The 22,592-nt window shown below is 62.4% G+C and carries 24 protein-coding genes; 10 read left to right on the top strand and 14 right to left on the bottom strand.

Annotated features, from left to right (window positions below; all coding sequences use genetic code 11):
- The 4 genes from NKJ15_RS20600 to NKJ15_RS20585 all read left to right on the top strand — a co-directional run.
- Positions 1–195 (top strand): hypothetical protein (locus NKJ15_RS20600; protein ID WP_352817167.1); only part of this gene is annotated, 195 nt, incomplete at its 5' end.
- 101 nt (positions 196–296) lie between these two features.
- Positions 297–506 (top strand): LuxR C-terminal-related transcriptional regulator, encoded by a 210-nt coding sequence (locus NKJ15_RS20595; protein WP_352817164.1) that lies wholly within the window; start codon positions 297–299, stop codon positions 504–506.
- A 109-nt stretch (positions 507–615) separates the two neighbouring features.
- Positions 616–1,278, top strand: coding sequence for a hypothetical protein (locus NKJ15_RS20590; RefSeq protein ID WP_352614409.1), 663 nt, complete (start codon positions 616–618; stop codon positions 1,276–1,278).
- Positions 1,279–1,317: 39 nt separating this feature from the next.
- Positions 1,318–1,770: a nuclear transport factor 2 family protein gene (locus NKJ15_RS20585; protein ID WP_352541233.1), complete on the top strand. Its 453-nt coding sequence runs from the start codon at positions 1,318–1,320 to the stop codon at positions 1,768–1,770.
- 481 nt (positions 1,771–2,251) lie between these two features.
- On the opposite strand, the gene NKJ15_RS20580 is transcribed toward NKJ15_RS20585, so the two are convergent.
- Positions 2,252–2,344, bottom strand: coding sequence for a LysR family transcriptional regulator (locus NKJ15_RS20580; RefSeq protein ID WP_352685235.1), 93 nt, complete (start codon positions 2,342–2,344; stop codon positions 2,252–2,254).
- A gap of 107 nt (positions 2,345–2,451) precedes the next feature.
- Here NKJ15_RS20580 and NKJ15_RS20575 point away from each other — a divergent pair, with 107 nt between their 5' ends.
- Complete coding sequence (locus NKJ15_RS20575; protein ID WP_352817161.1) at positions 2,452–2,664, top strand: hypothetical protein; 213 nt, start codon at positions 2,452–2,454, stop codon at positions 2,662–2,664.
- Positions 2,665–2,750: 86 nt separating this feature from the next.
- On the opposite strand, the gene NKJ15_RS20570 is transcribed toward NKJ15_RS20575, so the two are convergent.
- The 10 genes from NKJ15_RS20570 to NKJ15_RS20525 form a co-directional block, all read right to left on the bottom strand.
- Entirely contained in the window at positions 2,751–3,494 is a 744-nt protein-coding gene (locus NKJ15_RS20570) for an amino acid ABC transporter ATP-binding protein (RefSeq protein ID WP_352473770.1), read from the bottom strand.
- Between the two features lie 25 nt (positions 3,495–3,519).
- Positions 3,520–4,194 (bottom strand): amino acid ABC transporter permease, encoded by a 675-nt coding sequence (locus NKJ15_RS20565; protein WP_023677250.1) that lies wholly within the window; start codon positions 4,192–4,194, stop codon positions 3,520–3,522.
- Entirely contained in the window at positions 4,191–4,862 is a 672-nt protein-coding gene (locus tag NKJ15_RS20560; RefSeq protein WP_023720609.1) for an amino acid ABC transporter permease, read from the bottom strand. Before NKJ15_RS20560 ends, NKJ15_RS20565 begins: the two co-directional genes overlap by 4 nt.
- Positions 4,863–5,123: 261 nt before the next feature.
- A complete protein-coding gene (locus NKJ15_RS20555; RefSeq protein ID WP_352569105.1) occupies positions 5,124–5,912 on the bottom strand; it encodes an ABC transporter substrate-binding protein in 789 nt (262 codons plus the stop codon).
- Positions 5,913–6,022: 110 nt separating this feature from the next.
- Positions 6,023–7,186 carry a saccharopine dehydrogenase family protein gene (locus NKJ15_RS20550; RefSeq protein WP_352817157.1) on the bottom strand — a complete coding sequence of 388 codons (1,164 nt, stop codon included), beginning with the start codon at positions 7,184–7,186 and terminating at the stop codon, positions 6,023–6,025.
- Entirely contained in the window at positions 7,183–7,686 is a 504-nt protein-coding gene (locus NKJ15_RS20545) for an Lrp/AsnC family transcriptional regulator (protein ID WP_023677254.1), read from the bottom strand. The genes NKJ15_RS20550 and NKJ15_RS20545 overlap by 4 nt, the downstream gene beginning before the upstream one ends.
- A 317-nt stretch (positions 7,687–8,003) precedes the next feature.
- Positions 8,004–9,047, bottom strand: coding sequence for an acyltransferase family protein (locus NKJ15_RS20540; RefSeq protein WP_352817154.1), 1,044 nt, complete (start codon positions 9,045–9,047; stop codon positions 8,004–8,006).
- A 203-nt stretch (positions 9,048–9,250) separates the two neighbouring features.
- Positions 9,251–9,976 carry a 3-keto-5-aminohexanoate cleavage protein gene (locus NKJ15_RS20535; protein WP_352817153.1) on the bottom strand — a complete coding sequence of 242 codons (726 nt, stop codon included), beginning with the start codon at positions 9,974–9,976 and terminating at the stop codon, positions 9,251–9,253.
- A gap of 177 nt (positions 9,977–10,153) precedes the next feature.
- Entirely contained in the window at positions 10,154–11,926 is a 1,773-nt protein-coding gene (locus NKJ15_RS20530) for a tetratricopeptide repeat protein (RefSeq protein ID WP_352817151.1), read from the bottom strand.
- Between the two features lie 37 nt (positions 11,927–11,963).
- Complete coding sequence (locus NKJ15_RS20525; RefSeq protein ID WP_352817148.1) at positions 11,964–14,159, bottom strand: tetratricopeptide repeat protein; 2,196 nt, start codon at positions 14,157–14,159, stop codon at positions 11,964–11,966.
- Between the two features lie 235 nt (positions 14,160–14,394).
- Between NKJ15_RS20525 and NKJ15_RS20520 the strand changes: the two genes are divergently transcribed.
- Positions 14,395–15,138 carry a 2OG-Fe(II) oxygenase gene (locus NKJ15_RS20520; protein ID WP_352817145.1) on the top strand — a complete coding sequence of 248 codons (744 nt, stop codon included), beginning with the start codon at positions 14,395–14,397 and terminating at the stop codon, positions 15,136–15,138.
- 30 nt (positions 15,139–15,168) lie between these two features.
- Here the strand turns inward: NKJ15_RS20520 and NKJ15_RS20515 are convergent, their stop codons facing one another.
- Together NKJ15_RS20515 and NKJ15_RS20510 are read right to left on the bottom strand one after the other, a co-directional pair.
- Positions 15,169–16,524 carry a sigma-54-dependent transcriptional regulator gene (locus NKJ15_RS20515; protein WP_352817142.1) on the bottom strand — a complete coding sequence of 452 codons (1,356 nt, stop codon included), beginning with the start codon at positions 16,522–16,524 and terminating at the stop codon, positions 15,169–15,171.
- Positions 16,525–16,530: 6 nt separating this feature from the next.
- Positions 16,531–18,390 (bottom strand): sensor histidine kinase, encoded by a 1,860-nt coding sequence (locus NKJ15_RS20510; RefSeq protein WP_352817139.1) that lies wholly within the window; start codon positions 18,388–18,390, stop codon positions 16,531–16,533.
- A gap of 238 nt (positions 18,391–18,628) precedes the next feature.
- On the opposite strand from NKJ15_RS20510, the gene NKJ15_RS20505 reads away from it, so the two are divergent.
- From NKJ15_RS20505 to NKJ15_RS20490, 4 genes are all read left to right on the top strand, one after another.
- On the top strand, positions 18,629–19,960 hold the full coding sequence (locus tag NKJ15_RS20505) for a dicarboxylate/amino acid:cation symporter (RefSeq protein ID WP_352578468.1): 1,332 nt from the start codon (positions 18,629–18,631) through the stop codon (positions 19,958–19,960).
- 465 nt (positions 19,961–20,425) lie between these two features.
- Entirely contained in the window at positions 20,426–21,490 is a 1,065-nt protein-coding gene (locus NKJ15_RS20500; RefSeq protein ID WP_352621392.1) for a glycosyltransferase family 2 protein, read from the top strand.
- A 152-nt stretch (positions 21,491–21,642) separates the two neighbouring features.
- Entirely contained in the window at positions 21,643–21,921 is a 279-nt protein-coding gene (locus tag NKJ15_RS20495; RefSeq protein WP_352817137.1) for a type II toxin-antitoxin system RelE/ParE family toxin, read from the top strand.
- A gap of 25 nt (positions 21,922–21,946) precedes the next feature.
- A complete protein-coding gene (locus tag NKJ15_RS20490) occupies positions 21,947–22,264 on the top strand; it encodes a HigA family addiction module antitoxin (protein WP_352817134.1) in 318 nt (105 codons plus the stop codon).
- 32 nt (positions 22,265–22,296) lie between these two features.
- Here NKJ15_RS20490 and NKJ15_RS20485 read toward each other — a convergent pair whose 3' ends face one another.
- A complete protein-coding gene (locus tag NKJ15_RS20485) occupies positions 22,297–22,584 on the bottom strand; it encodes a DUF982 domain-containing protein (RefSeq protein ID WP_031211945.1) in 288 nt (95 codons plus the stop codon).
- Between the last annotated feature and the right edge of the window lie 8 nt (positions 22,585–22,592).

Here is a 22,592-nt window from a genome sequence, read left to right as displayed (position 1 = left end):
CAGGTGATCCGCCGGCACATGCCGCTCCAGGCTGAAGCCGTAGAACAGCTCCTCCTGCATCACACTTTGCTCGCCCATCATCGACTCAATCTCCTCTTACGACGAAGATTGAATCAGTGCTTCAGGACTGCTGCAACCCGGACTTTTTCAACACTATCGGTCGATTCGAGCCGTTGCGCGAAGGGCCGCTTTTGAGAAGCGCCATGAATGTCGCGATATTGGCGCTACCTACTCGTTCCCATCGACGAGACGAATGGCAGCATCCACCCTTCCCCCGGTCCTCGGCGGCGGACGCGATGAACGGCTCGATTGAGCCCGAAACGAACTTCTGTCACATCGGTAACCTGCCGCCACCTCCTCAAATTGCCGGCGAGCTCGGTTTGAGCCAGCGGACGGTAGACCGTCACGTTAGCGATATCCTGACGCGGCTGAACGTGCGCACGCGCGCGGCAGCCACCGCCTTGGCGGTCGAGCACGGCCTGATCGGCATGGGCGTATCTGGGTAATCTTACCCAAGCCAAAATTTCTCGCTGCGTGGGTATTTACGCCGAAGCGGGCAACCGTGGCGCGGGTCTAAACTTCATGGCGTGGTAAAGGCCACAGGAGGTTTTCCCGATGCAAACGAATAATAACAGCATGAGCGGGCCGGGCGGTGTCTGGCTCGCCACCGGAACGCTGCTGCTGGCGGCTGCGCTCGTCTTTCACGGGCCACCGGACGCGGATTTGTCTGTTCAGATGCAGAATATCGCCGAGGGCCATGGGCGATGGGCTACGGTCCATTGGACGGCGGCAGCGGCGCTGTTCCTGATCGCCGGCGCTTCGTTCCTGAACCTGGCGCTCAACCCCCGGGTCCGGCATTCGCCGATGCTGAGTTCCGCCTGGATGGTGATGGCTCTCGGCGCCCTGACCACGTTCTCCACCGCGGTCGCCGAGGCATCGGTGGTCGCGGTCGCGGCCGACCGGGGTGACACCAACGCCTTCATGACCTGGTGGGCGTTTTCCGGCGGCATGGGTAACGGATTCTGGGCGCTAGCCTTGGCGACAGCGCTTGTCGCGTATCACGATGCCCGCGACAACGTTGGGATACTGCCCCGATGGGCCGCGATCGTCGGCTCGGCGTTCGGTATCCTTTCGGCAACCGGGTGGACACTCGGTGAGCAGCTCGGGATCGGCATCGGGGGTCCGATCTGGCTGATTTCCTCGCTTCTCATGTGCCTGTGGCTCGCGTGGTACGGGCTGTCCTCAAGCAGCGTCCGGTCGGGGCAAGCCACGGCGTAAAGCGCCTGATCCAGCATCATCTTGAGACAGGAGGAAAAAATGTCCCTTCAAACGAAGGAAATCGAGGCGACGATCCACGACATCCACGGATTCTTCACCGACTGGGTGGCGGGCCGATGCCCTGGCGACGATGCGACGTTCAAGAAGAACGCGCTCGACCGGATCAGCGACGATCTGGTCGCCATCATGCCGGGCGGCAGGGCGTTCGGGAAAAATGATTTCGCAGGTTACATGAAGAGCATCTACGGATCGAATCCGGCCTTCCGTATCAAAATACGCGACATCCGGATCAGCCATCAAAGCGCCGACCTGGCGGTCGTGAACTACCACGAATGGCAACGCGACGCGAAGGACTCTGATCAACCGAACAATGGCCGGGTCACGACGATGGTGATCCGCGATCGCGGCTACAGCCGGGGGCCCGAGATCTTGCAAGTTCATGAAACCTGGCTCCCAGCCGATGTCGTTCAGTCCGCGGATTTCGCGTTCTGAGAAGCGTCGGTCCGAAACGGGCAGAGAAAGGAATTGCGCTGGCGGCACCATCGGCTCTGCCGGCGTCATGGAGCCAGAACTGTGCTTCTTTTCAGCCCGAATTGATCCACATTCAACGTCCGGCTAGCCCAGCAAGCCGGCCATTCCATGCGTTCGCGTGGAGCGTCGGCTCGCCACCCATTGCTGCCGCTTGGTCGGCTGAACGCTTCGGCAGATCTTAGGCCCAGAGCGGACGTTAACCCTGCGCAAGATTTGGTCGCGAACAGCGCGGCCACGTCCGCAGGAGCCACGAAAGGAACCAGATCGGCGCTCCGGGGCAGGGATTTGGAAAGTATAATTACCTAAGTTTCTGGTACTTTGAGGAAGTTCGGATAGATCATCTGCGGGACATTCAACCGCAACCGGCCGGCAGGCTTTTCGGCAAAGCTTCCCGCATCCCTCATTGCGGCAAGGATGAGCTCCAGCGCCGGTCCTGCCTGGCTCAAAACCTCTCGCCGGCTTCAGTCAGGCTCGTCGCCCTCGTGGTCCGCGTCAGAAGGGTCGCGCTAAGCCGCGCTTGCAGTTGCCTGATCATCTTGCTGATCGCCGACGGCGAGACCCGAAGTGTCTTGGCCGCGGCCGTGAAGTTGGCCGGCGCCGCTGGTTCGCATGTTTCTTTGCGAACAGACGCCCGAAGCAGCGTTGGCCGCAGCCGACGATCCCGTCCCGGTCCCGGCCAAGAAACGCGGAAATCTATGCGAGGCCAATCTCTATGTCGCGGAGTTTTACCGGCTCGACGGCCGTGACGATGAAGCCTTGCGGCGGTACCGGCTTGCGGTACGCGACTGCCCCCACGACTTCATCGAATATGTCGCAGCAGGCAATGCACTGCGCGCGCTCGGTGTGTCGCCATAGTGCGCCGCTGCGGATGATTCATTGTAGGCTCGAGCGCAACCTCGGCGCAAAGGCGACGGCAGGTTCGGTGCGTATTGTCGCTGCTGTCAATGCCGCAGGATCTTGCTCAGAAAAGCGCGGCTGCGGTCGGTCTTCGGGTTGGAGAAGAACTCATCCGGCGTGCCGCTCTCGACGATGGCGCCGGCGTCCATGAACACGACGCGCTGAGCGACCTTGCGGGCAAAGCCCATCTCGTGCGTCACCACCATCATGGTCATGCCTTCCTCGGCCACCGCGACCATGACGTCGAGCACTTCCGAGATCATCTCGGGGTCGAGCGCCGAGGTCGGCTCGTCGAACAGCATGATCTTGGGGCGCATGCCGAGGCAGCGCGCGATCGCCACGCGCTGCTGCTGGCCACCAGACAGCTGCGCCGGATAGGCGTTCACCTTGTCGGCGAGGCCGACCTTGGCGAGCAATTCGCGCCCGGCCTTCTCGGCTTCAGCGCGCGGGATCTTGCGGACATGGATCGGCGCCAGGGTGACGTTCTCGAGCGCCGTCTTGTGCGGGTAGAGGTTGAACGACTGGAAGACGAAGCCGATCTCGGTGCGCAGCCGCGTCATGTTGGTGGCGGGGTCGCCGAGGCGCTGGCCGTCGACCGTCAGGTCGCCGTCGCGGATCGTCTCCAGCCCATTGATGCAGCGGATCAGGGTGCTCTTGCCCGAGCCGCTCGGGCCGCAGACGACGACCACTTCGCGCGGCTCGACGCTGAGCTTGATGTCCTTCAGCACGTTGAGCGTGCCGAACCATTTGTTGACGCCGCGAAATTCGATCATGCCGGTTTTGGTCATATTGCCGGACCCTTGAGGTTCGATGTCACAACTGCACCTCGCCATGCGCCGCGCCCATGCGTTGCTCCAGCCGGCGGGCCAGCATGATCAGGGGGTAACAGACGATGAAGTAACCGAGCCCGACCAGGAAGAAGACCAGCAGCCCATTGGGTACACGCTGCACCACCAGCCAGCCGACGCGGGTGAGGTCGGTGAGGCCGATGGCCGAGACGACCGAGGAATCCTTGATCAGCAGCACATATTGCCCGACCAGCGGCGGCAGCACGATGCGCATCGCCTGCGGCAGCACTACCTGGCGCATGCGCTGCCAGCGCGACAGGCCGGACGCAAGCGCTGCCTCGACCTGGCCGGTCGGCACCGAGCGGATGCCGGCGACGACGATCTCGCAGATGAAGCAGGCGGCCAGGTTGGTCAGCGCGATGATGCCGGCGGTGAAGGCGTCGAGCTCGATGCCGAGTTCCGGCAGGATGAAGAAGATCAGGAAGATCTGCACCAGGAACGGCGTGCCGCGGATCAGGTCGACCCAGGCGCCGATCGCGCCGCTGATCAGCCGGTTGCCGCCGGTGCGCAGGATGCCGAGGCCGAAGCCGAGCAGCGTGCCCAGCACCAGGCTGATCAGCGACAGCACCACGGTCATGCCGAGGCCGCGCAAGGCGAGGGGATAGCTGCCGGCGATGCTTTGCAGCTGCTGCCAGATCATGTCCGTGCCCCCGCCAGGCCGAGCCAGCGCCCGGAGAGCGCCGCCAGCCCCTTCAGCCCGTAATAGAGCAGGAGGTAGAAGGCGGCGATGGTGATGAAGCCTTCGGCCGGCATGAAGCGGTCGGAGGCGAGCAATTGTCCGGCGCGCGTCAGTTCGGCGACCGAGATCAGCGACAACAGGGCGGAATCCTTGACCAGCACGATTGCCTGGCCGAGCAGCGGCGGGATCGTCACCTTGAACGCCTGCGGCAGGATGACGAGGCGCATGCGCTGGACATAGGTCATGCCCGAAGCAACGCCGGCCTCCACTTGGCCGCGCGGGATCGACAGGATGCCGGCGCGGATGATCTCGGCGACATAGGCGCCGCTGTTCAGCGACAGGGCCAAGATGCCGACGACGAGCTCGGGCAGGACGAAGCCGAGCCGCGGCAGGCCGAAATAGAGGAAATAAAGCTGCGCCAGCAGCGGCGTGGCGCGCACCGCGTCGATATAGGCCTTGGCCGGGACGCGGAACAGCCGGCCGCGCTGCAGGTTCATGGCGGCGAGCACGATGCCGACGGCGAGCGCGCCGGCAAAGGAGAGGACAGACAGCCACACGGTCGTGACGAGGCCCTGCCCGAACAGGGGCAGATATTCGACGATGGTGCGGAAGCTGAAGTTTTCGAGCATTTTGGACGGTGAATGGTGAATAGTGAATGGTGAATAGTGAGTAGTGAGTAGTGAGTAGGGAATAGTGAATAGGGAATTTGGAATGGGAGCAGCGAGTAGCGAGTAGCGAGTAGCGAGTAGCGAGTAGCGAGTAGCGAGTAGCGAGTAGCTCTTCTCTACTCCCTGCTCCCTACTCCCCTGCTCCCTACTCCCATACTCCCTACTTACTACTTACTACTTACTACTTACTACTTACTATTCACCATTCACCATTCACTCTACTTAGTGATCCTTCTTCCAGGCGTCGGAATTGACCCAGTAATCGAGGTTCTTCTGCAGGCGGCCGTCGAGGCTGACCTGGTCGAGGAACAGGTTCATCCAGACCAGCAGGTCCTGCTCGTCATAGCGTGTGGCGAAGGCCAGCGGCTCCTTCGACAGCATGTCCGGCATGATGATGAAGCTGTCGGCGGGGTAAGCGGTCGACTGGCCCTTGACCGCCGAGACGTCGTTGACGCCGCAATCGGCCTGGCCGTTGTTGACGGCGTCGAGCAGCAGCGGGCCGCCGCCCTTGTAGCTCTTGATATCGGCGTCGGGGAAGGCGGCCTTGGCTTCCTTCTCGCCGGTGGCGCCGAGCAGCACGGCGATCTTGGTGCCCTTGGCCTTGCAGTCCTCGGTGGACTTGAAGGCGGTCCCAGCCTTGGTGAAGACTGTGCTGCCGGTGTACATGTAAGGCTTGGTGAAGGCGACCTTCATGCCACGCGCCAGTGTCGGGGTCATGTCGGCGACCAGAAGATCGGCCTTGCCCGACAGCAGCGCCGGGATCAGGCCGTCCCAGTCGAAGTCGAGGAAGGTGATCTTGACGCCCATTTCCTTGGCCATCAGTTCGGCGAGTTCGACCGAACTGCCGGTGCGTTCGCCGGCAGCACCCACCAGCGAGAAGGGCGGTCCTTGCGTCTGCACGGCGACGCGCAACTCTCCGCGCTTGGTGATCTCGTCGAGCGTTCCCGCACTGGCGGCAGCGGTAAGGCCAGCGAGCGCAAGGCCGGCGATGAAAAGCTTGGCAATCTTCATTTGGGCATTCCTCCTTGTTTCGTTTGTTGTTCCACTTGTTGTTTCACCCCATCGAGGTGCTTTTTGAGCGGCAGCGCCGTTGCCGGCGGCGACCACCGTTCGAAAATCCTTCAGTCCCAGCTCACCGTTTCGGCAACCTTGATGCCGCGCCTGGCCAGCTCATCGAGGAAGCGGCCATCGGGAACATGCAGCAGCGGATTGAGCAGGCCGGGCGCGGCGATCTCGCGCCGTGCCAGCATCTGCGCCACAATGCTGGCGGGATAGCCGACGCCGAGGCTCATGCCGAATAGGCCCGAGGCGAGGTCGCGTTCGATGACCAGCTCCGAGGTCACCGTCTTGCGGCGGCCGCCTTCGCTGCCGACAAAGACGTTGCGCATCACGCAAAGGTCCTTTTCGTCGGCGCCATATTGCAGTTGCGGGCCAAGCAGCCGGCCGAGGAATTCGCGTGGGCTGGCACCGGTGCTTTGCACCTTGTCCTCGGACAGGAAGCCGAGCTGCTTCAGCGGCGCCCAGAACGCCGACCAGCCGGGCCAGCGAAGCGAATAGCGGCCGGAGCGCTGCAGCCCCTTGGCGGCGGCGAGCATGCCGGCATAATGCGGCGCGTCGCCATTGGGGAAGGCTTCGAGCCTGCCCAGTCCCGCCACCTCGATCTCGTGGATGAAACGATTGTCGTGCTGGCGGGCGGCCGGCACATCGACCCGTTTACCGTCCTCGACCAGCACGCTGTCGCGGTTCTGGCTGACCAGAACCATGTCGAAATTCCAGCTCACCTTGTAGCGCAGCGGCTCGACCACCGCCTTCGGCTCGGGAATGCCGCCGCAGTAGGAATCGATCGCGGTGATGGTGTCGAACTGGCTGGCGGCGCGCGCGTAGAGCACCAGGTCGATGCCGGGGTCGAGCCCGCATTCGGTGACGATCGACACGCCGGCCTTTTCGGCCTCGGGAGCGAGATCGGCGATGGCCTTGCCGTAATTGGTGGTGACCAGCGGCGTGCGCGTCGCGATCGCCGCCTGCACCGCGTCGCGCATCAGCGGCTGCGGCAACAGGTCGATGACCGCATCGACGTCCTTCATCACCTCGGCCAGCACCGGACCGATCGCGCCCTCCGGCACGACAAAACGCACCCTGGCAAGGTCGGTCAGGCCGCCAAGCCGCGCAGCGCCGTCGGTTGCGGTGTCGACACAGACCACTTGCTCGACACCGTCGCTGGCAACGAGGTCGGCGATCGCCGCCCGGCCTTGCAGGCCGAGGCCGCCGAGAACCGCGATCTTCATGCCATTTCCTTCCGCGTCTCGTCCGACCAGCAGCCTTCCGGCAGGCTGACCCATTTGTTGCAGGACGCCATGACGACGAAGGTTTCGCTGCGCACCACCTCGCCCGGCTCGCCGGCGCCGGGGATCAGCTCGCTGGTGACGCGGTAGAGATCGGCGACATCGCCGGCCACGGTTACGTCGACGATGATGTCGAAGCGCCCGGTGACGACGGCGGCCGAGTTCACGAAAGGCAGTTCGGAGATGCGCTGCGCCAGTTCTCGCGCCCGGCCGCGCCCTTGCGCATTGATGCCGACGATGGCCGAGATCAGCTCAGGGCGTTCGGTCAGGTTGAGCAGCCCGACGATCTTGAGCAGGTTGCGGTCGAGCAGGTTGCGCAGCCGCATGCGCACCGTCGGCACCGAGATCGCCATCTTCTCAGCGAGGCGGTTGACGCCAAGCTGCGCATCTTGCGACAGCAGCTTGACCAGTCGCCGGTCGGTCTGATCGAGATGTTCCCGCAAACGCTCAGGCTTTCATAAAGGGAAAGAAATGATCGTATTTTCTTTCTGATATGAAAATACCTTATGAGAGATTTTTAACAACGGCAAGAGCCATGTCATCCGCCGTGCCGCTGCGCCTATCGGCAGTTTCGTCGATGTCGCCACATTTTGTTCTTGCTTTGTGCCGGCAGCTATGCTACTAATTTGGGTATGGTGCCAATTTGGCTCCAACGACCCGTCCTCCCGAGGCGGGTTTTTGTTTCCGGATCTTTTGAAGGTTCAGCGCCGCCGGTCTAAGATTGGCGGGACAGCGTGGTTCCGCGGAGCGCAGCCGCAACTCATGCCTTCACGTGACGGGCGGAAAGGCTCATCCGCGAAATGGCCAAAATCGGCTTTTCAACAAAACTGTAGCTGGCCAGGGAGACGGCAATGCAGGCGGTGACAATAACCATGCCAGCAAGCCATGGTGATACGCTGACGCTTGCAACGACAGGAGCGGTCGCAAGCAGCACGATAGGATGCGTCAGATAGAGAGAGTAGGAGGCATCGCCCAACCTTGCCAGCAGGCGAGGAGCAAAAAGCCGGAAATAGCTTTCCAGGCTGATGCAACCGGCGACAAGGATCAAGGCCGGGATTCCCTGAGCAAGGGTTCGCGGCAAGTTGAAGCCAAGTACCATCACCAGCATGGACACGATGGCGAACACGAGCGCCGAGACACCCAGGACGGTAGGCAAACGCGCCAGTCTGCCGACCAGGTGGCCGAGCGCCATGCCGGCAAGGAACTCAAACAGGATTGGCGTGGTATAGAAAAACAGCACAGTGTCGGCGGCGGGTTTGAAGACGATGCGCGCCGCTACGGCGATTGCAAAGACAACGCCGACCATGGCCATTTGCGTCAGCGTGCCGAAACGCATAGTCGCTGCGAACAGAATGTAAAACAGGATTTCCAGATTGAGCGTCCAACCCACGCCAAGCACCGGTTGGACATAGCCTGTGACCGTATCGAGATAGGCTATGAAAAGCAGGCTATTGGTGATCTGCTCAAGAAACACTGCACGACCGGCAAACAACCAAAGTGCGGTGACCATGAGGAAGGTCATAACCCAATAGAAGGGAACGACGCGCGTGAAGCGCTGCATCAAAAAAGCACGGTGGTCGGCGCGTCTGTTCTCTGTCGAGAGAACCATTACAAAACCACTAATGACGAAAAACAGGTCGACGCCGCTGTTTAGAACGGGAATACGCAGATCGAGCATGCCCAGCGCGGCCGGAAGATGATAGATAACAACCATGAGAGCTGCTAGCCCCCGCAGTACCTGTATCGATGTATACTGTTGAATCCGACGCGGCGGAGCGTGATCATTCTGTGGAATGATGTTCATCAAAAAATGGTCCCCGGTGCAGGAGAGCATTAACATACGTGATCGTTGATGTGCCGATTAATTGTTGGTTTAATTAACACGTAAAGTTTTAGATACGTTTTATTGATATAGCGTGCCGCGACACTTATGCTCGGCCGACTTTGGCCTGCCTCGTTGCCAAACTTGGCATCTCCCCAGTGAAGAGGAGATTGGCCGTTCCCGCGTTAACGGCTGGACTCGAAGATAGCGACGGCTGCCGCTGTCAGCGCAGCGTTACTAGATGCTACTGTTCCATCAGGGAGCTCCTTGCCGTCTTCCAGTCCGACGCGCGTCGACCAACGGCGTTCCGCCGCCCAGTGCACGAAAGGCCAGACCGTGGCGTCGGCGCCGTGCAGCAGGATTGCCCGGCGCATTCCGGCGCCGTCGAGCACGGCGGCGATATCGTCGCTGATCTCCAGCGCAGCATCCGGCTCCTGCTCGGAGATTTCGATCAGGATCCGCAGCACGCGTTTGCCATGGTCGAGGCTCACCAGGCGTTCGGCGTCGGCGACGGAGGCAAGCCCCGCCTCGATGCCAATGCCGCGCTGGCGCAGACGCTCCATGATAGCGGGCGCGGCGTCTTCGCTGAGATTGACCGAGGCATAGTCGGGCAGCTCGCTCCAAGCGGCGATCGCGGCCAGCGTCCGCTCGTCGTCATTCTCGATCCAGGCGCCGGTCGACACGCCGATCAGCGTTCCAGGGCAGGCGCGACGAAGCGCTAGCACAGTCTGGTCCATCGCCGCCGGAGCCAGGCTTTCGCGACCGTCCAGCCCGCGGGCATGGACATGCAGTTCGGCCGCACCGGCGGCGACGCAGGTCGCACCGTCGCGCGCCATGGCTTCGGGATCAAGCGGCAGTCGCGGGTGAAAATCGGCGCTGCGCGCGCCATTGATGCAGGTCTGGACGATCATGCCGGGGGCAGTCCGGTTGCGGTTGCTGCCAGTCTAGCGCGGGCCAGTGAAAACCGGAATCGCGCTGGCGAAGGCTCCTGACATATGGACGCCGGCCGGCTTGGATCAGTCTGGCAGAATGCACCTCTATCGTGTTCGGATCAGTCTTCTTAGCAAACGAACATCCGTCGGGCAGAGTTACGGCGAAACACCCAACTCGCGTAATGCAGCGTTGGCGGCACGGTATTCGATAAAATTCTTTGGACAATGGCTGATGGTATGCCTGTAAAGCGATAGTGCCTGATCGCGTTGCCCTTTGAGCCGGCTGAGTTCCGCGTTGTAGAAACCGATCTCGCAAAACTTGCCGTGTTTCTTGGTTGGATCCGAGTCATCGGCGTCGTTCAATGTCGCGGTGGGCGTCTTTTCGCCAAGCAGCATTCGAACCACGGGCGCCGGCCACTTCGTCATGTCGAGTTTGGAAGCTGCCTCCCGCAAATGGCTCGCCGCGCCGTTGCGTCGCTCAACAATATCCAGCCATATGGCAAAATAGGCGTAGTCGGGCTCGAGAGCGGCCGCCTTTTCAAAGTCAGCCTGCGCCTTCGCCAGCGAGCCGGAATAGAAATAAAGAACACCCCTGTTTGAGTAGCTGTACGGATAATTCGGATCGAGCAGGATCGCCTGGTCGAAGTCAGCAATGGCTCGACCGTCGCCGGCCTTTCCCATCCAGGCAATGCCGCGGTTGTGGTAAATTCTTGGATTTTTCGGATCGAGACCAATCGCCCGGTCGTATTCGGCGATGGCCTGATCGTACTCACCTCGCTTGTTCCAGAGAAAGCCTCGGTTGCTGTAGGCGATGGCAAGTGTTGGGTCGATATCGATTGCGCGACTGTAGTCCGCGAAGGCGCGAATATCGTTCCCCTTTGCCACCCAGGCCAAGCCACGATTATTATATGCGAGGGCTTGTTTCGGGTCGAGCTTGATTACCTGGTCGTAGTCGGCGATGGCGCGATCATTGCCTCCCTTGCTAGTCCAGGCGATACCTCGATTGAAGTACGCGTTGGGGTCTTTCGGATCGAGGCTGATTGCCTTGTCGTAGTCGGCGATGGCGCGGTCATTGTCGCTCTTGCCTGACCAGGCCACCCCTCTGTTGTACCAGATGCTCTCATCGTTCGGATCGAGGCTGATCACTTGGCTGTAGTCGGCGATGGCGCCGTCAAAATCGCCGGCCGTCAGCCGGGCGTTGCCGCGCCGGTAGTAGGCATGCGCGTTTTTCGGATCGAGGCTGATCACCTTGTCATAGTCGGCCAGCGCGCGCTCCTCATCGCCCTTGCTGGTCAACGCATCGGCTCGATCGTTCAGGGAACCGGCGTCGTTCGGGTTGAGCCTGATGGCCCGGTCGAAGTCGGCTATCGCGCGGTCGTCGTCGCCTTTGCGTGACCAGATCAGCCCGCGATTGTGGTAATTTCTGCCGTCTCCCGGATTGAGGCTGATTGCCCTGTCATAGTCGGCCAAAGCCCGGTCGTTCTCGCCCTTGAAGGTCCAGGCGACGCCGCGGTTGTAGTAGGCATCGCCATATTTCGGGTCCAGGCTGATCGCCTTGTCCAGATCGGCGATGCCCTTGTCGTAGTCGCCCTTGAAGACCCAGCTGATGCCCCGGTTGTAGTAGCCGCTGGCGACGGTCGGTGCGATGCCGATGAACGCGCTGTAGTCGGCGATCGCGCGGTCATAGTCGCCTCGTTCCGTCAGGGCATTGCCGCGCTTGAAATAGGCAATACCGCGGTTTTCGAGGGGCTCTGTCGCATCCTCGATCATGCGCGTACAGGCGGGAATCCGCACCGCCGGATCGACCTCATCGTCGCTGACGCAGTCGCTGCTGGCCGCGGACACCGGCAGGGCCGAAACCGTCAGGACGATTGCAGCGGCCAGTGCCCACCATGAAGGCTTGAGCCACACTCGAACCGGTCCGGTCAATTCGCTCCTCGCATCATCAATGTCTCGGAAGTTATCTTCACGGAACCGCGCCCAGCTCGTGCAGAGCGGCCTTGGCCGCAACGTATTCGTAATAGTCCCCAGGGCAATCGCTGGCAGCGACCCGGTAGAGCCGCAAGGCTTCGTCGTCATGGCGTTGCAGCCGATCGAGTTCGGCGATGAACAGGTTCGCCTCGCACAAATTGCCACGCTTCTTGGCCGGGTCGGCGTCGTCGGCTGCCGCCGATACCTCGGCCGGCGTCAGTTCTCCAAGCAGCATGCGAACCGCTGGCGCCGGCCATTTGGTCATATCGAGCTTCTCAGTCGCTTCCTGCAAGTGGCCCACCGCACCGCTGCGCCGCTCCGTCATCTCCAGCCAGATCGCAAAATAGGCATTGTCGGGCTTGAGCGTGGCCGCCTGTCCGAAATCGGCTTGCGCCTTGGCCAGCGCGCTCGAATAGAACGCGAGAATGCCGCGGCCAAAATAGGCATAGGCATATTTCGGATCGAGGCTGATTGCCTGATCGTAGTCGGCGGTCGCGCGGGCGTAGTCGCCCTTTGCCGACCAGACAACGCCCCGGCCATTGTAAGCACGGGCGTCTTTCGGATCGAGGCTGATCGCCTTGTCGTAGTCGGCAATGGCGCGGTCATCATGGCCCTTCTTGTGCCAGATACGGCCTCGGTACCTGAAGGCTTTGGCATGTACTGGATCGAGCATGATCGCCTGGCTATAGTCGGCAATGGCGCGGTCATCGTCGCCCTTGTGTGCCCAGGCATTGCCTCTGTTGTCGTAGGCAGTTGGGTCTTTAGGATCGAGCGTGATTGCCTGGCTGAAGTCGGCAATGGCGCCATCATAGTCGCCCTTGTCAGACCAGACGAGCCCTCGGTTGTACCAGGCATCAACGTTTTTTGGATCGAGGCTGATTGCCTGGGTGTAGTCGGCGATAGCGTGGTCGTCGTCACCCTTCTTCTTCCAGGCAATGCCACGGTTGTTGTAAGCCGTCGCATCCTGGGAATCGAGGCCGATCGCTTGGTCATAATCCGCGATAGCGCGGTCGTAATCGCCCTTGTGTTTCCAGGCAACGCCTCGATTGTTGTAAGCACTAGCGTCCTGAGGATTGAGGCCGATCGCTTGGTCATAATCGGCGATGGCACGGTCGTAGTCGCCCTTGTGCGACCAAGCCAGGCCTCTGTTGTTGTAGGTGCTGGCGTCTTTCAGACCTAGGCCGATTGCCTGATCGTAGTCGGCAAGGGCGCGATCACTATCGCCCTTGCGTGCCCAGGCGATGCCTCGACCTTGATAGGCATCGGCATCGCGAGGATCGAGGCTGATCGCCTGATCGTAGTCCGCGATGGCGCGATCGTAGTCACCCTTGTGCGACCAGGCCAGGCCTCTGTCGTAGTAGATGCTGGCCTCTTTCAGACCCAGGCCGATTGCCTGATCGTAGTCGGCAAGGGCGCGATCATTATCGCCCTTGCGTGCCCAGGCGATGCCACGATCTCCATACGTGTCGGCATGTTTCGGGTCGAGGTCGATCGCCCGATCATAGTCTGCAATGGCGCGGTCATAGTCGCCCTTGTGTACCCAGACAGCACCACGGTTGCTGTAGGGTCTGGCGTCTTTCGCATCCAGACTGATCGCCTGTTCATAGTCGGCGATGGCTCGGTCGTATTCGCCCTTTTGTTTCCGGGCAACACCACGGTTGTTGTAGGCCCTCGCATTTTTAGGATCGAGGCTGATTGCCTGGTCGTAGTCGGCGATGGCACGATCGTAGTCGCCCTTGTCTGCCCAGGCGTTGCCCCGGTTGCTGTGGGCATCGGAATGCTTCGGATCGAGGCTGATGGCCTGATCATAGTCTGCAATGGCGCGGTCGTAGTCGCCCTTGTGCTCCCAGGCGAGACCTCGGCCGTTGTACGGCTCCGGGTTTGTCGGGTCGAGGCTGATCACCTGGCCAAAATCGGCGATGGCGCGATCATTTTCGCCCACTTCGACCATTGTGGTGCCTCTGACATAGTAAGCACCGGCGAATTTCGAATCGAGGTCGATCGCCTGGCCCAAATCGGCAATCGCACGGTCGTAGTCGCCTTGTGATGCCCGTGCCTCGCCGCGCTTGTAGTAGGCAGTCGCGCGGTTGGCCACAGGCTCCGTGGGGTCCTCGATCATGCGCGTACAGGCGGGAATCCGCACTGCCGGATCGACCTCGTCATCGCTGACGCAGTCGCTGCTGGCGGACAAGGCCGGGAGCGCCGAGACCAGCATGACAACGAGGCAAACGAGGAATTGCCGGACTGCCCCGTCCCCTTGTCGAACCCGTCCGATCAAATCGCCCCCCATCGCGGCAAGCCCCGCTGCATTGTATTCAACGAAATCCCCGAGACAATCGCTAACGAGTTCACCCGGCAAGAAACGGGTGGTCCGCGCGCGCCGTTTCACCCATCTCAATGACAGAGAAGCCACAGGAGGCGAAGCCATGACCATCCATTCGATAGGCGCGAAAGCGGCGGTGAAATCGGCGGAGGTGCGCGTTGCCGGATATGACTGGCGGACGCTGGCCGATGAGCTGAGCGGCTATGGTTGCGCGGTGATGGAAAAGCTGCTGACGCCGCAGGAGTGCCGGCATATCGCCGGACTTTATTCGGACGAGAGCCATTTCCGCAGCCATGTCCATATGGCGCGGCATGGCTTCGGCAAGGGCGAGTACCGCTATTTCCGCTATCCCTTGCCCGACTTGATCGGCGGCTTGCGCACCGCGCTCTATCCGCGCCTGGCCGCGGTCGCCAATGACTGGAACGAGCGCATGGGTATCGCGCAGCGCTATCCCGACGAACACGCCGCGTTCCTCGAGCAATGCCACGAGCAGGGCCAGACGCGGCCGACGCCGCTCCTGCTGCAATATGTTCCCGGCGACTTCAACTGCCTGCACCAGGATCTCTACGGCGATCTGGCCTTCCCGCTGCAGGTGGCGATCCTGTTGTCGGAACCAGGCAAGGATTTCACCGGCGGCGAGTTCGTGCTGACCGAGCGGCGTCCGCGCATGCAGAGCCGCGCCGAGGTGGTGCCGCTGCGCCGGGGCGACGCGGTCGCCTTCGCGGTCCACAATCGACCGGTCCAGGGCAGCAAGGGCAATTACCGGGTCAATCTCAGGCACGGCGTCAGCCGGCTTCGCTCCGGCATGCGCCACACTGTCGGTATCATCTTCCACGACGCCAAGTAACCGAGTCGCCCGGTCGAGGCCCGGCGGCGGTTACCTGGAAAAATCGCTGCGCACGATACCGTGGCGCTGGAGCTTGTCGTAGAAGGTCTTGCGCGGAATCCCCAGCGCTTCGATCGTGCGCCTGACGTCGCCGTCGTTGCGGCCAAGCGTCTCGCGGATGATGTCGGCCTCGTAGCGCTCCAGCCGCTCCGGCAGCTTCATGGCGGCGTTCGATTGAGCCGGGGCAGGGGGTTGTGCTTCGGCGCCTTCCTCCAACCCAAGCACGAACCGCTCGGCGAAATGCGCCAGTTCGCGCACATTGCCCGGCCAGTCATGGTCGCTCAGATGGCGATGCACCGAAGCCGGCACTGCCGGCACCTGGCGGTGGAAACGGGCGGCGGCGCGCTCGGCGAAGTAGAAGAACAGCAGGGCGACGTCGTCGCGGCGTTCGCGCAGTGGCGGGATCGAGATCGTCACCACGTTGAGCCGGTAGTAGAGGTCCTCGCGGAAGGCGCCGCGCTGGCGCGGATCGCCGAGATCGACCTTGGCGGCGGCGACGACGCGCAGGTCGACCGGGCGCACCTCGTTGGTGCCGAGCGGCGTGACCTCGCGCATCTCCAGCACGCGCAGCATCTGCACCTGTGTCGAGACCGGCATGCTTTCGATCTCGTCGAGGAACAGTGTGCCGCCGCTGGCGTGCTCGATGCGGCCGATCCGTTTCTTCTGCGCGCCGGTGAAGGCGCCGGCCTCATGGCCGAACAACTCGCTCTCGATGACGGTCTCCGGCAGCGTGCCGCAATTCAGCGCGACGAAATTGCCCTTGGCGCGGCGGCTCCAGCGATGCAGAAGGCTTGCCACCACCTCCTTGCCAGAGCCGGTCTCGCCGGTCACCAGCACATCGACGTCGGTGTCGGCGATCTGGCGTAGTGTGCGGCGCAGCCTGTCCATCGCCGGCGTCTGGCCGATCAGCGGCAGGCCGTCCTGCGCCTCTCCGGCCGCCTCGCGCAAGGCGCGGTTCTCCATCACCAGGCGGCGCTTTTCCGCTGCGCGGCGCACGCTCTGTACCAGCCGGTCGGCGGCGAAGGGCTTGGTGATGAAGTCGTAGGCGCCGTCCTTGATCGCCTTGACGGCCATGGCGATGTCGCCGTGGCCGGTGACGAGGATGACGGGAATGTCGGCATCCAGCCGCAGGATGCGATTGAAAAGCTGCAAGCCGTCGATCTGAGGCATGCGGATATCCGACACCACGACGCCGGTAAAACCGGCGTCGAGCCCGGCCAGCGCCTCAGCCGCCACCGCAAAGGCGGAGACCGAGAAGCCGGCAAGCTCCAGCGTCTGCACGGTGGCCTTGAGGAGATCGCGGTCGTCGTCGATCAGGATCACCGGCGCGGCATTGTCGTTCGTCATGATGGCTTACGCTGCTGTCTGGAGATGAATGGTGAAGCGGGTGCCGCTGTCGTCGCTTGAAACCTCGATGCGGCCGCCATAATCGGCGACAATGTCCTTCGAGATGACGAGGCCAAGGCCAAGGCCTTTTTCCTTGGAGGTGTTGAACGGCGTGAACAGCGATTTGAGGATCCCTGGCGGAATGCCTGGTCCGTTATCGGACACGCCGACCGTCACGCCGTCCGCGGTCTCCTCGACCGACACCTGCACATGAGCGTCGTCGCGGCCGTCGAGTGCTTCGAGCGCGTTCTGGAAGAGGTTGATCAGCACCTGTTCGAGCCGCACCCGATTGCCCATGACCTTGAGGCTCGGCGGCGGCAGGTCGATGGCCAATGCGTCGAGCCGGCCGGCAAAGCGGCTTCTCAACAGCATGACGGCGCCTTCGATAACACCACGTAATTCGACAGGCTCGGCGGCGGTGCGGCCCTTGCGGGCAAATGCCTTCAACTCCTCGGTGATTGAGCCGATGCGTTCGGTAAGGGCTGCGATAGCGCCGAGGTTTTCCTCGGCCGGCCCGGTCTGCTTGCGGTCGAGGAAGGTGCGGGCATTGTCGGCATAGGCGCGTATGGTGGCGACCGGCTGGTTGATCTCATGGGCGACGCCGGCCGCGACCTGGCCGAGGATGGCGAGGCGGTTGGCCTGGACCAGATCCTGCTGCACGATTTGGAGCTTGGCTTCCGTGCTGCGGTGGCCTGTTATCTCGGCCTGCAGCCGGTCGCGGGCGCGGCTCAAATCCTCGGTCCGTTCGACGACGCGGCGTTCGAGTTCGGTGCGGGCTGCCTGTTCAGCGGCAATCCGCATCTGCGCCGACTGCCGGCGCCACAACAGATACGCGGCAAGGCCGAGGAGCGGGACGACGACGCCGAGCGCAAGAAGCCGCATTTCGCGGACCGCGGCAGCGATCGGCGCTTCAGCCGGGATCAGATAGTCGAGCCGCCAGGGGGTCGAAGGAACCGTCGTGGAAAGGCTGAGATACTCCGCGTCGCTGCCGCCGGGCGTCACCGCGTGGACAATCGACACATCCGGGCTGAGTGCCTGCGCGTGCATGATCGGCAACGGCACAAGCGGCGCATCGCCGAACTGTTGGCTGTCGCGGATCGCGGCATGCTTAGGTGCGGCCAGCGGTGCGGTTGTCATGAAACGCCAGGACGGCACGCTGGTGATCAGCACCACGCCATTCTCGTCGCTGACATAAGCCGGGCGGTTCGCCTCGCGCCAGTCGGCTTCGAGCTGGTCGAACTCCATCTTGACGACGACGACGCCGAGCGGTGCGGCTGCATCGCCGACGCGCCGCGAAATGTAGAGGCCGGGGCGCTTGCTGACATTGCCGAGCGCAAAATACTCGGCGGTTCCGGCCCGCATCGCACCGGAGAAATAATCGCGGAAACGGTAGTCATTGCCGACGAAACTGATCGGCTCGCGCCAGTTGCTGGAGGCGATCGCCAGTCCATCGGTGCCGACGACATAGAGTACCGACGCCTTGGTGCCGGAGACCAGCCCCTCGAGCTTGCGGTTCAGCACATCGATTGCCGCGGCATTCTTCTGCGACAGCGCGTCACGCACTTGCTGGTCTGCGGACAAAAGCAGCGGCAGGGCGCGCGGGCTTTCGAGCACCGCGCGCAGCAGCGCGACCTTCAGGTTGGCGTCGGTACGCCCCTGCGCCGCCAGGGTCCCGACCTCGGCGGTGCGGCCATAGAGGCCGGCGCCGTAGAGCGCTGCCGTGACGATCAAAAGCGCGATGGCCGCAAACAGCAGCCAGGCTCGGCGCGCCCGCCTGGCGAGTTGCTCGGGCGTCGAAGACAAGGCACCAGCGGGGCGTTGCAGCATCGCCCATTTGTGCATGAATTCGCACAAAACACAATTCGACCTATGCGGAGAGTCGCACTTGACCATGCGTCCGGCAGTACGGACGTTTGCGAATGCTCAATAAAATCAATGCTGAAGCACTCTTCTGCGTATCTGGCACGGCTGTTGCAAACACGAATTCAGCAGTCGCGAGGCTGCTGGTCTCAAAACAACTGCCCCGGGGAGTCGAGCTTTCGATCGGGGCGCCATGGAGGACGTCATGCAGACAGCAATCGCTGCCGCCGAGCCGCGCGGCAAACTTCCCTTATACCGGCATCTTTATGTGCAGGTGCTGGCGGCGATCGCCGCCGGCGTGCTGCTCGGCCATTTCTATCCCGAAACCGGCGAGGCGATGAAGCCGTTCGGCGACGCCTTCATCAAGCTGGTCAAGATGGTGATCGCGCCGGTGATCTTCCTGACGGTGGCGACCGGCATCGCCGGCGTTTCCGACCTGCAGAAGGTCGGCCGCGTCGCCGGCAAGGCGATGATCTATTTCCTGGTGTTCTCGACACTGGCGCTGGTCGTCGGCCTGGTCGTCTCCAATGTCGTCCAGCCCGGCGCCGGCATGCACATCAATCCAGCGACGCTCGATACCGCCAAGGTGGCGGCGTATGCCGAGAAGGCGCACGACACAACCATCGTCGGCTTCCTGATGAACATCATCCCTGACACCATCACCGGCGCCTTCGCGCAGGGCGACATTTTGCAGGTGCTGTTCTTCTCGGTGCTGTTCGGTGTCGCCCTGGCGCTGGTCGGCGATCGCGGCCGTCCCGTCGTCGATTTCCTGCAAGCGCTGACCACGCCGATCTTCCGCCTCGTCGCCATCCTGATGAAGGCCGCGCCGATCGGCGCGTTTGGCGCCATGGCCTTCACGATCGGCAAATACGGCATCGGCTCGATCGCCAATCTCGCCATGCTGATCGGCACGTTCTACTTGACCGCGCTGCTGTTCGTGCTGGTGGTGCTCGGCGCGGTTGCCCGCTACAACGGCTTCTCGATCCTGGCGCTGATCCGCTACATCAAGGAAGAGCTGCTGCTGGTGCTCGGCACCTCGTCCTCGGAAGCGGCATTGCCGGGCCTCATGGCCAAGATGGAGCGCGCCGGCTGCAACCGCTCGGTGGTCGGCCTGGTCATCCCGACCGGCTATTCCTTCAACCTCGACGGCACCAACATCTATATGACGCTTGCCGCGCTGTTCATCGCGCAGGCGACCGACACGCCGCTCACCTATGGCGACCAGATCCTGCTGCTCGCCGTCGCCATGCTGAGCTCCAAGGGTGCCGCCGGCATCACCGGCGCCGGCTTCATCACCCTGGCGGCAACGCTTTCAGTCGTCCCCACCGTGCCGGTCGCCGGCATGGCGCTGATCCTCGGTGTCGACCGCTTCATGTCGGAATGCCGAGCGCTGACCAACTTCATCGGCAACGCGGTGGCGACAGTGGTGGTGGCGCGCTGGGAGGGAGAACTCGACCAGACGAAGTTTGCCGCCGCTATGGCCGGTGACTTGCCGGAGGAAGTCGACCTGTCGCAGCCGGGTTTGCAGGCCGCCTGACTGTTTAGGCCACACGACTATAAGGCCCGGAGGCGGTTCGCCGGCTCCGGGGCAAAAGCGCCGGCGGTCGCAGTATGCCGCCTGAAACGCAACCTGAAGTGACCCTGTTTTCGACGCGGGGCTTGTTCCAGCCGCATTTGAAGGCCAGTATCCGCCATGCCTTCATGGCACCGTCCGCTTCGGTCCCGACCTGATCGCGAGGCGAGACATTTCGTCGGGCTCGGTTGCGACTCACCTTGGCCGAACCGTCGGAGCTTTTGCTGCCGCCAACCCTGACCATGGCAGCAGCCTCGAAGGCAATGGCGGCCTCAATACGAAGTCGCAAAGCGAAACGTGACCCGTCTCCTGATGGAAAGCGCAGGCTTTCTCCCAGGGAACTCGTTGCGCGCCAAGAGGGCGCTTGAAGAGGGGGGCAGGCCCATGAGGGCCTTTGCCGAACCAAAGCAAGATGCGAGGTCAAACGCGATGCAGCCTGTCCCGAGAATTCCGGTATCCATCATCATCCCGAATTACAACTACGCGCGTTTCCTCAAACGCAGCATCGACAGTGCCCTCGAGCAGGACTACGCGGATGTCGAAGTCATCGTCGTCGACGATGCATCGCAGGACAATTCCACGACAATCATGGAATCCTATCGCGACGAGATCCTTGCATGCCCGCGGGCGCAAAATGGCGGACACGCGGCGGCGTTCAACACCGGCTTTGCGGCGAGCTCGGGCAAGATCGTCCTGTTCCTCGACGCCGACGATTACCTTTATCCAACCGCCGTCTCCACCATTGTCGAAACCTGGGATGATGCAACCGCCCAGGTCCAGTCCAGACTGCATATCGTCGACGAGGGGCAACGCATCAAGGATGTCTTTCCGCCGCCCGAATTGCCTTTCGACAGCGGTGACGTCATGCCGAAACTCCTGCACAAGGGCCGCTATCAGACGACAGTGACCAGCGGGCTGGCCTTTGACCGCGCAACGCTCGAATCGATCATGCCGATACCGGAGCCGGAATTCCGCCAGGGCGCCGACGGCTATCTGGCAACGCTGGCGCCGATGTACGGGCATGTCCAATCGATCGACGAATGCCTCGGCGCCTACCGGATCCACGGCGCCAACCATTCAGTCTTCGGTGAAAAGCTCGCCGAGCGGGCACGCTGGCGGGTAACCCACGATTTCCGCCGCATGCAGGCGCTGTCGGACCAGGCCTCGGGGATCGGCCTGACCATCGTGCCGTCGGATGCTGTCCGCCACGATCCGGTCCACCTGGAAGAGCGGCTGGCGTCGCTCTGCGCCGACAGCGGCCGACACCCCGTGGCCGATGATTCCCGGCTGGCGCTCGGGGCGGCCGGCGCCGTCGCCAGCCTCGAAATGACCGCATCCTTGCGGCGGCGCGCCATCCTTGCCGCCTGGTTCCTGTCGGTCGGGCTGTTGCCGCGGAAAATGGCGACGGCAGTGCTGTCGTGGAAGCTCGACGCATCGTCGAGGCCGGCATTTTTGAGCCGCCTGTCCAAGACTATTCGCCACGCCATGGGATAGCGGATAATGCCGTGACATAGGTCCGCCAGGTATTCGGCTGGCCCGGCCCAGCATCCAGCGGGCGTAGCTATTGCCTCCGATTGGCTGGACCATTCTGTAAATCATTTGCTTACACCTGCTTGACCCGCGTCAGCAATATGCTTACATGTTGCATGATCAAGTCGTTCAAGCACAAGGCGCTGGCGGACCTCTTTCAAACCGGAAAGACCGGAAAGATCGACGCCAAGATGCATAAGCGCATCCTTGTCCGTCTTGACCGCTTGGAAGTCTCGGAAAGGCCTGATGACATGGACCTGCCCGGCTTCGACTTCCACGCTTTGGAGGACTTTAACCCGACCCGCTACACGGTGCATGTCAACGGGCCGTGGTGCATCACATTCGAATTCGACGCCAATGATGCTGCCCGCGTCGATTTCGAACAGTACCATTGAGACGGCTTAGATTGGAGAATCGATTATGAGCGTGTATGAGCCGATGCGTCCGATGGAGCGCTGCCCATCCCACCCTGGGGCGCTGCTCGACGACATTATCCCGGCAACCGGAAAGACCAAGGTGGAAATCGCCAATCTGCTCGGAATCTCGCGCCAGCAGCTTTATGACATCATCCGCGAAAAGAAGCCGGTGTCGCCGGCTGTCGCTGCCCGTCTTGGAAAGATGTTCGGCGACGGCGCCGCGATCTGGCTCAGGATGCAGGCTGCCTATGATGCCTGGCATGCGGAGCGCGAGGTCGACGTCAGCGCCGTTCCAAGGTTGCATGCTGCTGAGATGCAATAAATCCGCCGGACCACCGAGCTCTCAAAAATCGATCACGGTCCTGCCTGCCTGGACCGGTTCTCCGGTTCGACGGCGCGCTCGACCAGGACATGCGCCTCCCGCGCGGCCTCGACGAATGCGTTCCGGGCGGCTTCGGTCCAGCGGTCGTCGCTCATGGCGCGGCGGCATGTGCGCAGTGCCACCCCGTGTTTGGCGCTGCCGGTGTCACGCCAGTGGGCTTCCAGCAACGCGACAGCCTGCCGTGCGTTGGAAATGTTGCGGATATCTCCCACGATGCCGACCGCAACCGCAACCGGCTTGGCAAACCATCCTTGGTTCATGGCGGGGC

The organism is Mesorhizobium sp. M0207 (assembly GCF_040321995.1).
GTDB lineage: Bacteria > Pseudomonadota > Alphaproteobacteria > Rhizobiales > Rhizobiaceae > Mesorhizobium.
The sequence above is the reverse complement of the archived record's forward strand: the minus strand, read 5'-3'. Positions and strand labels throughout refer to the sequence as shown.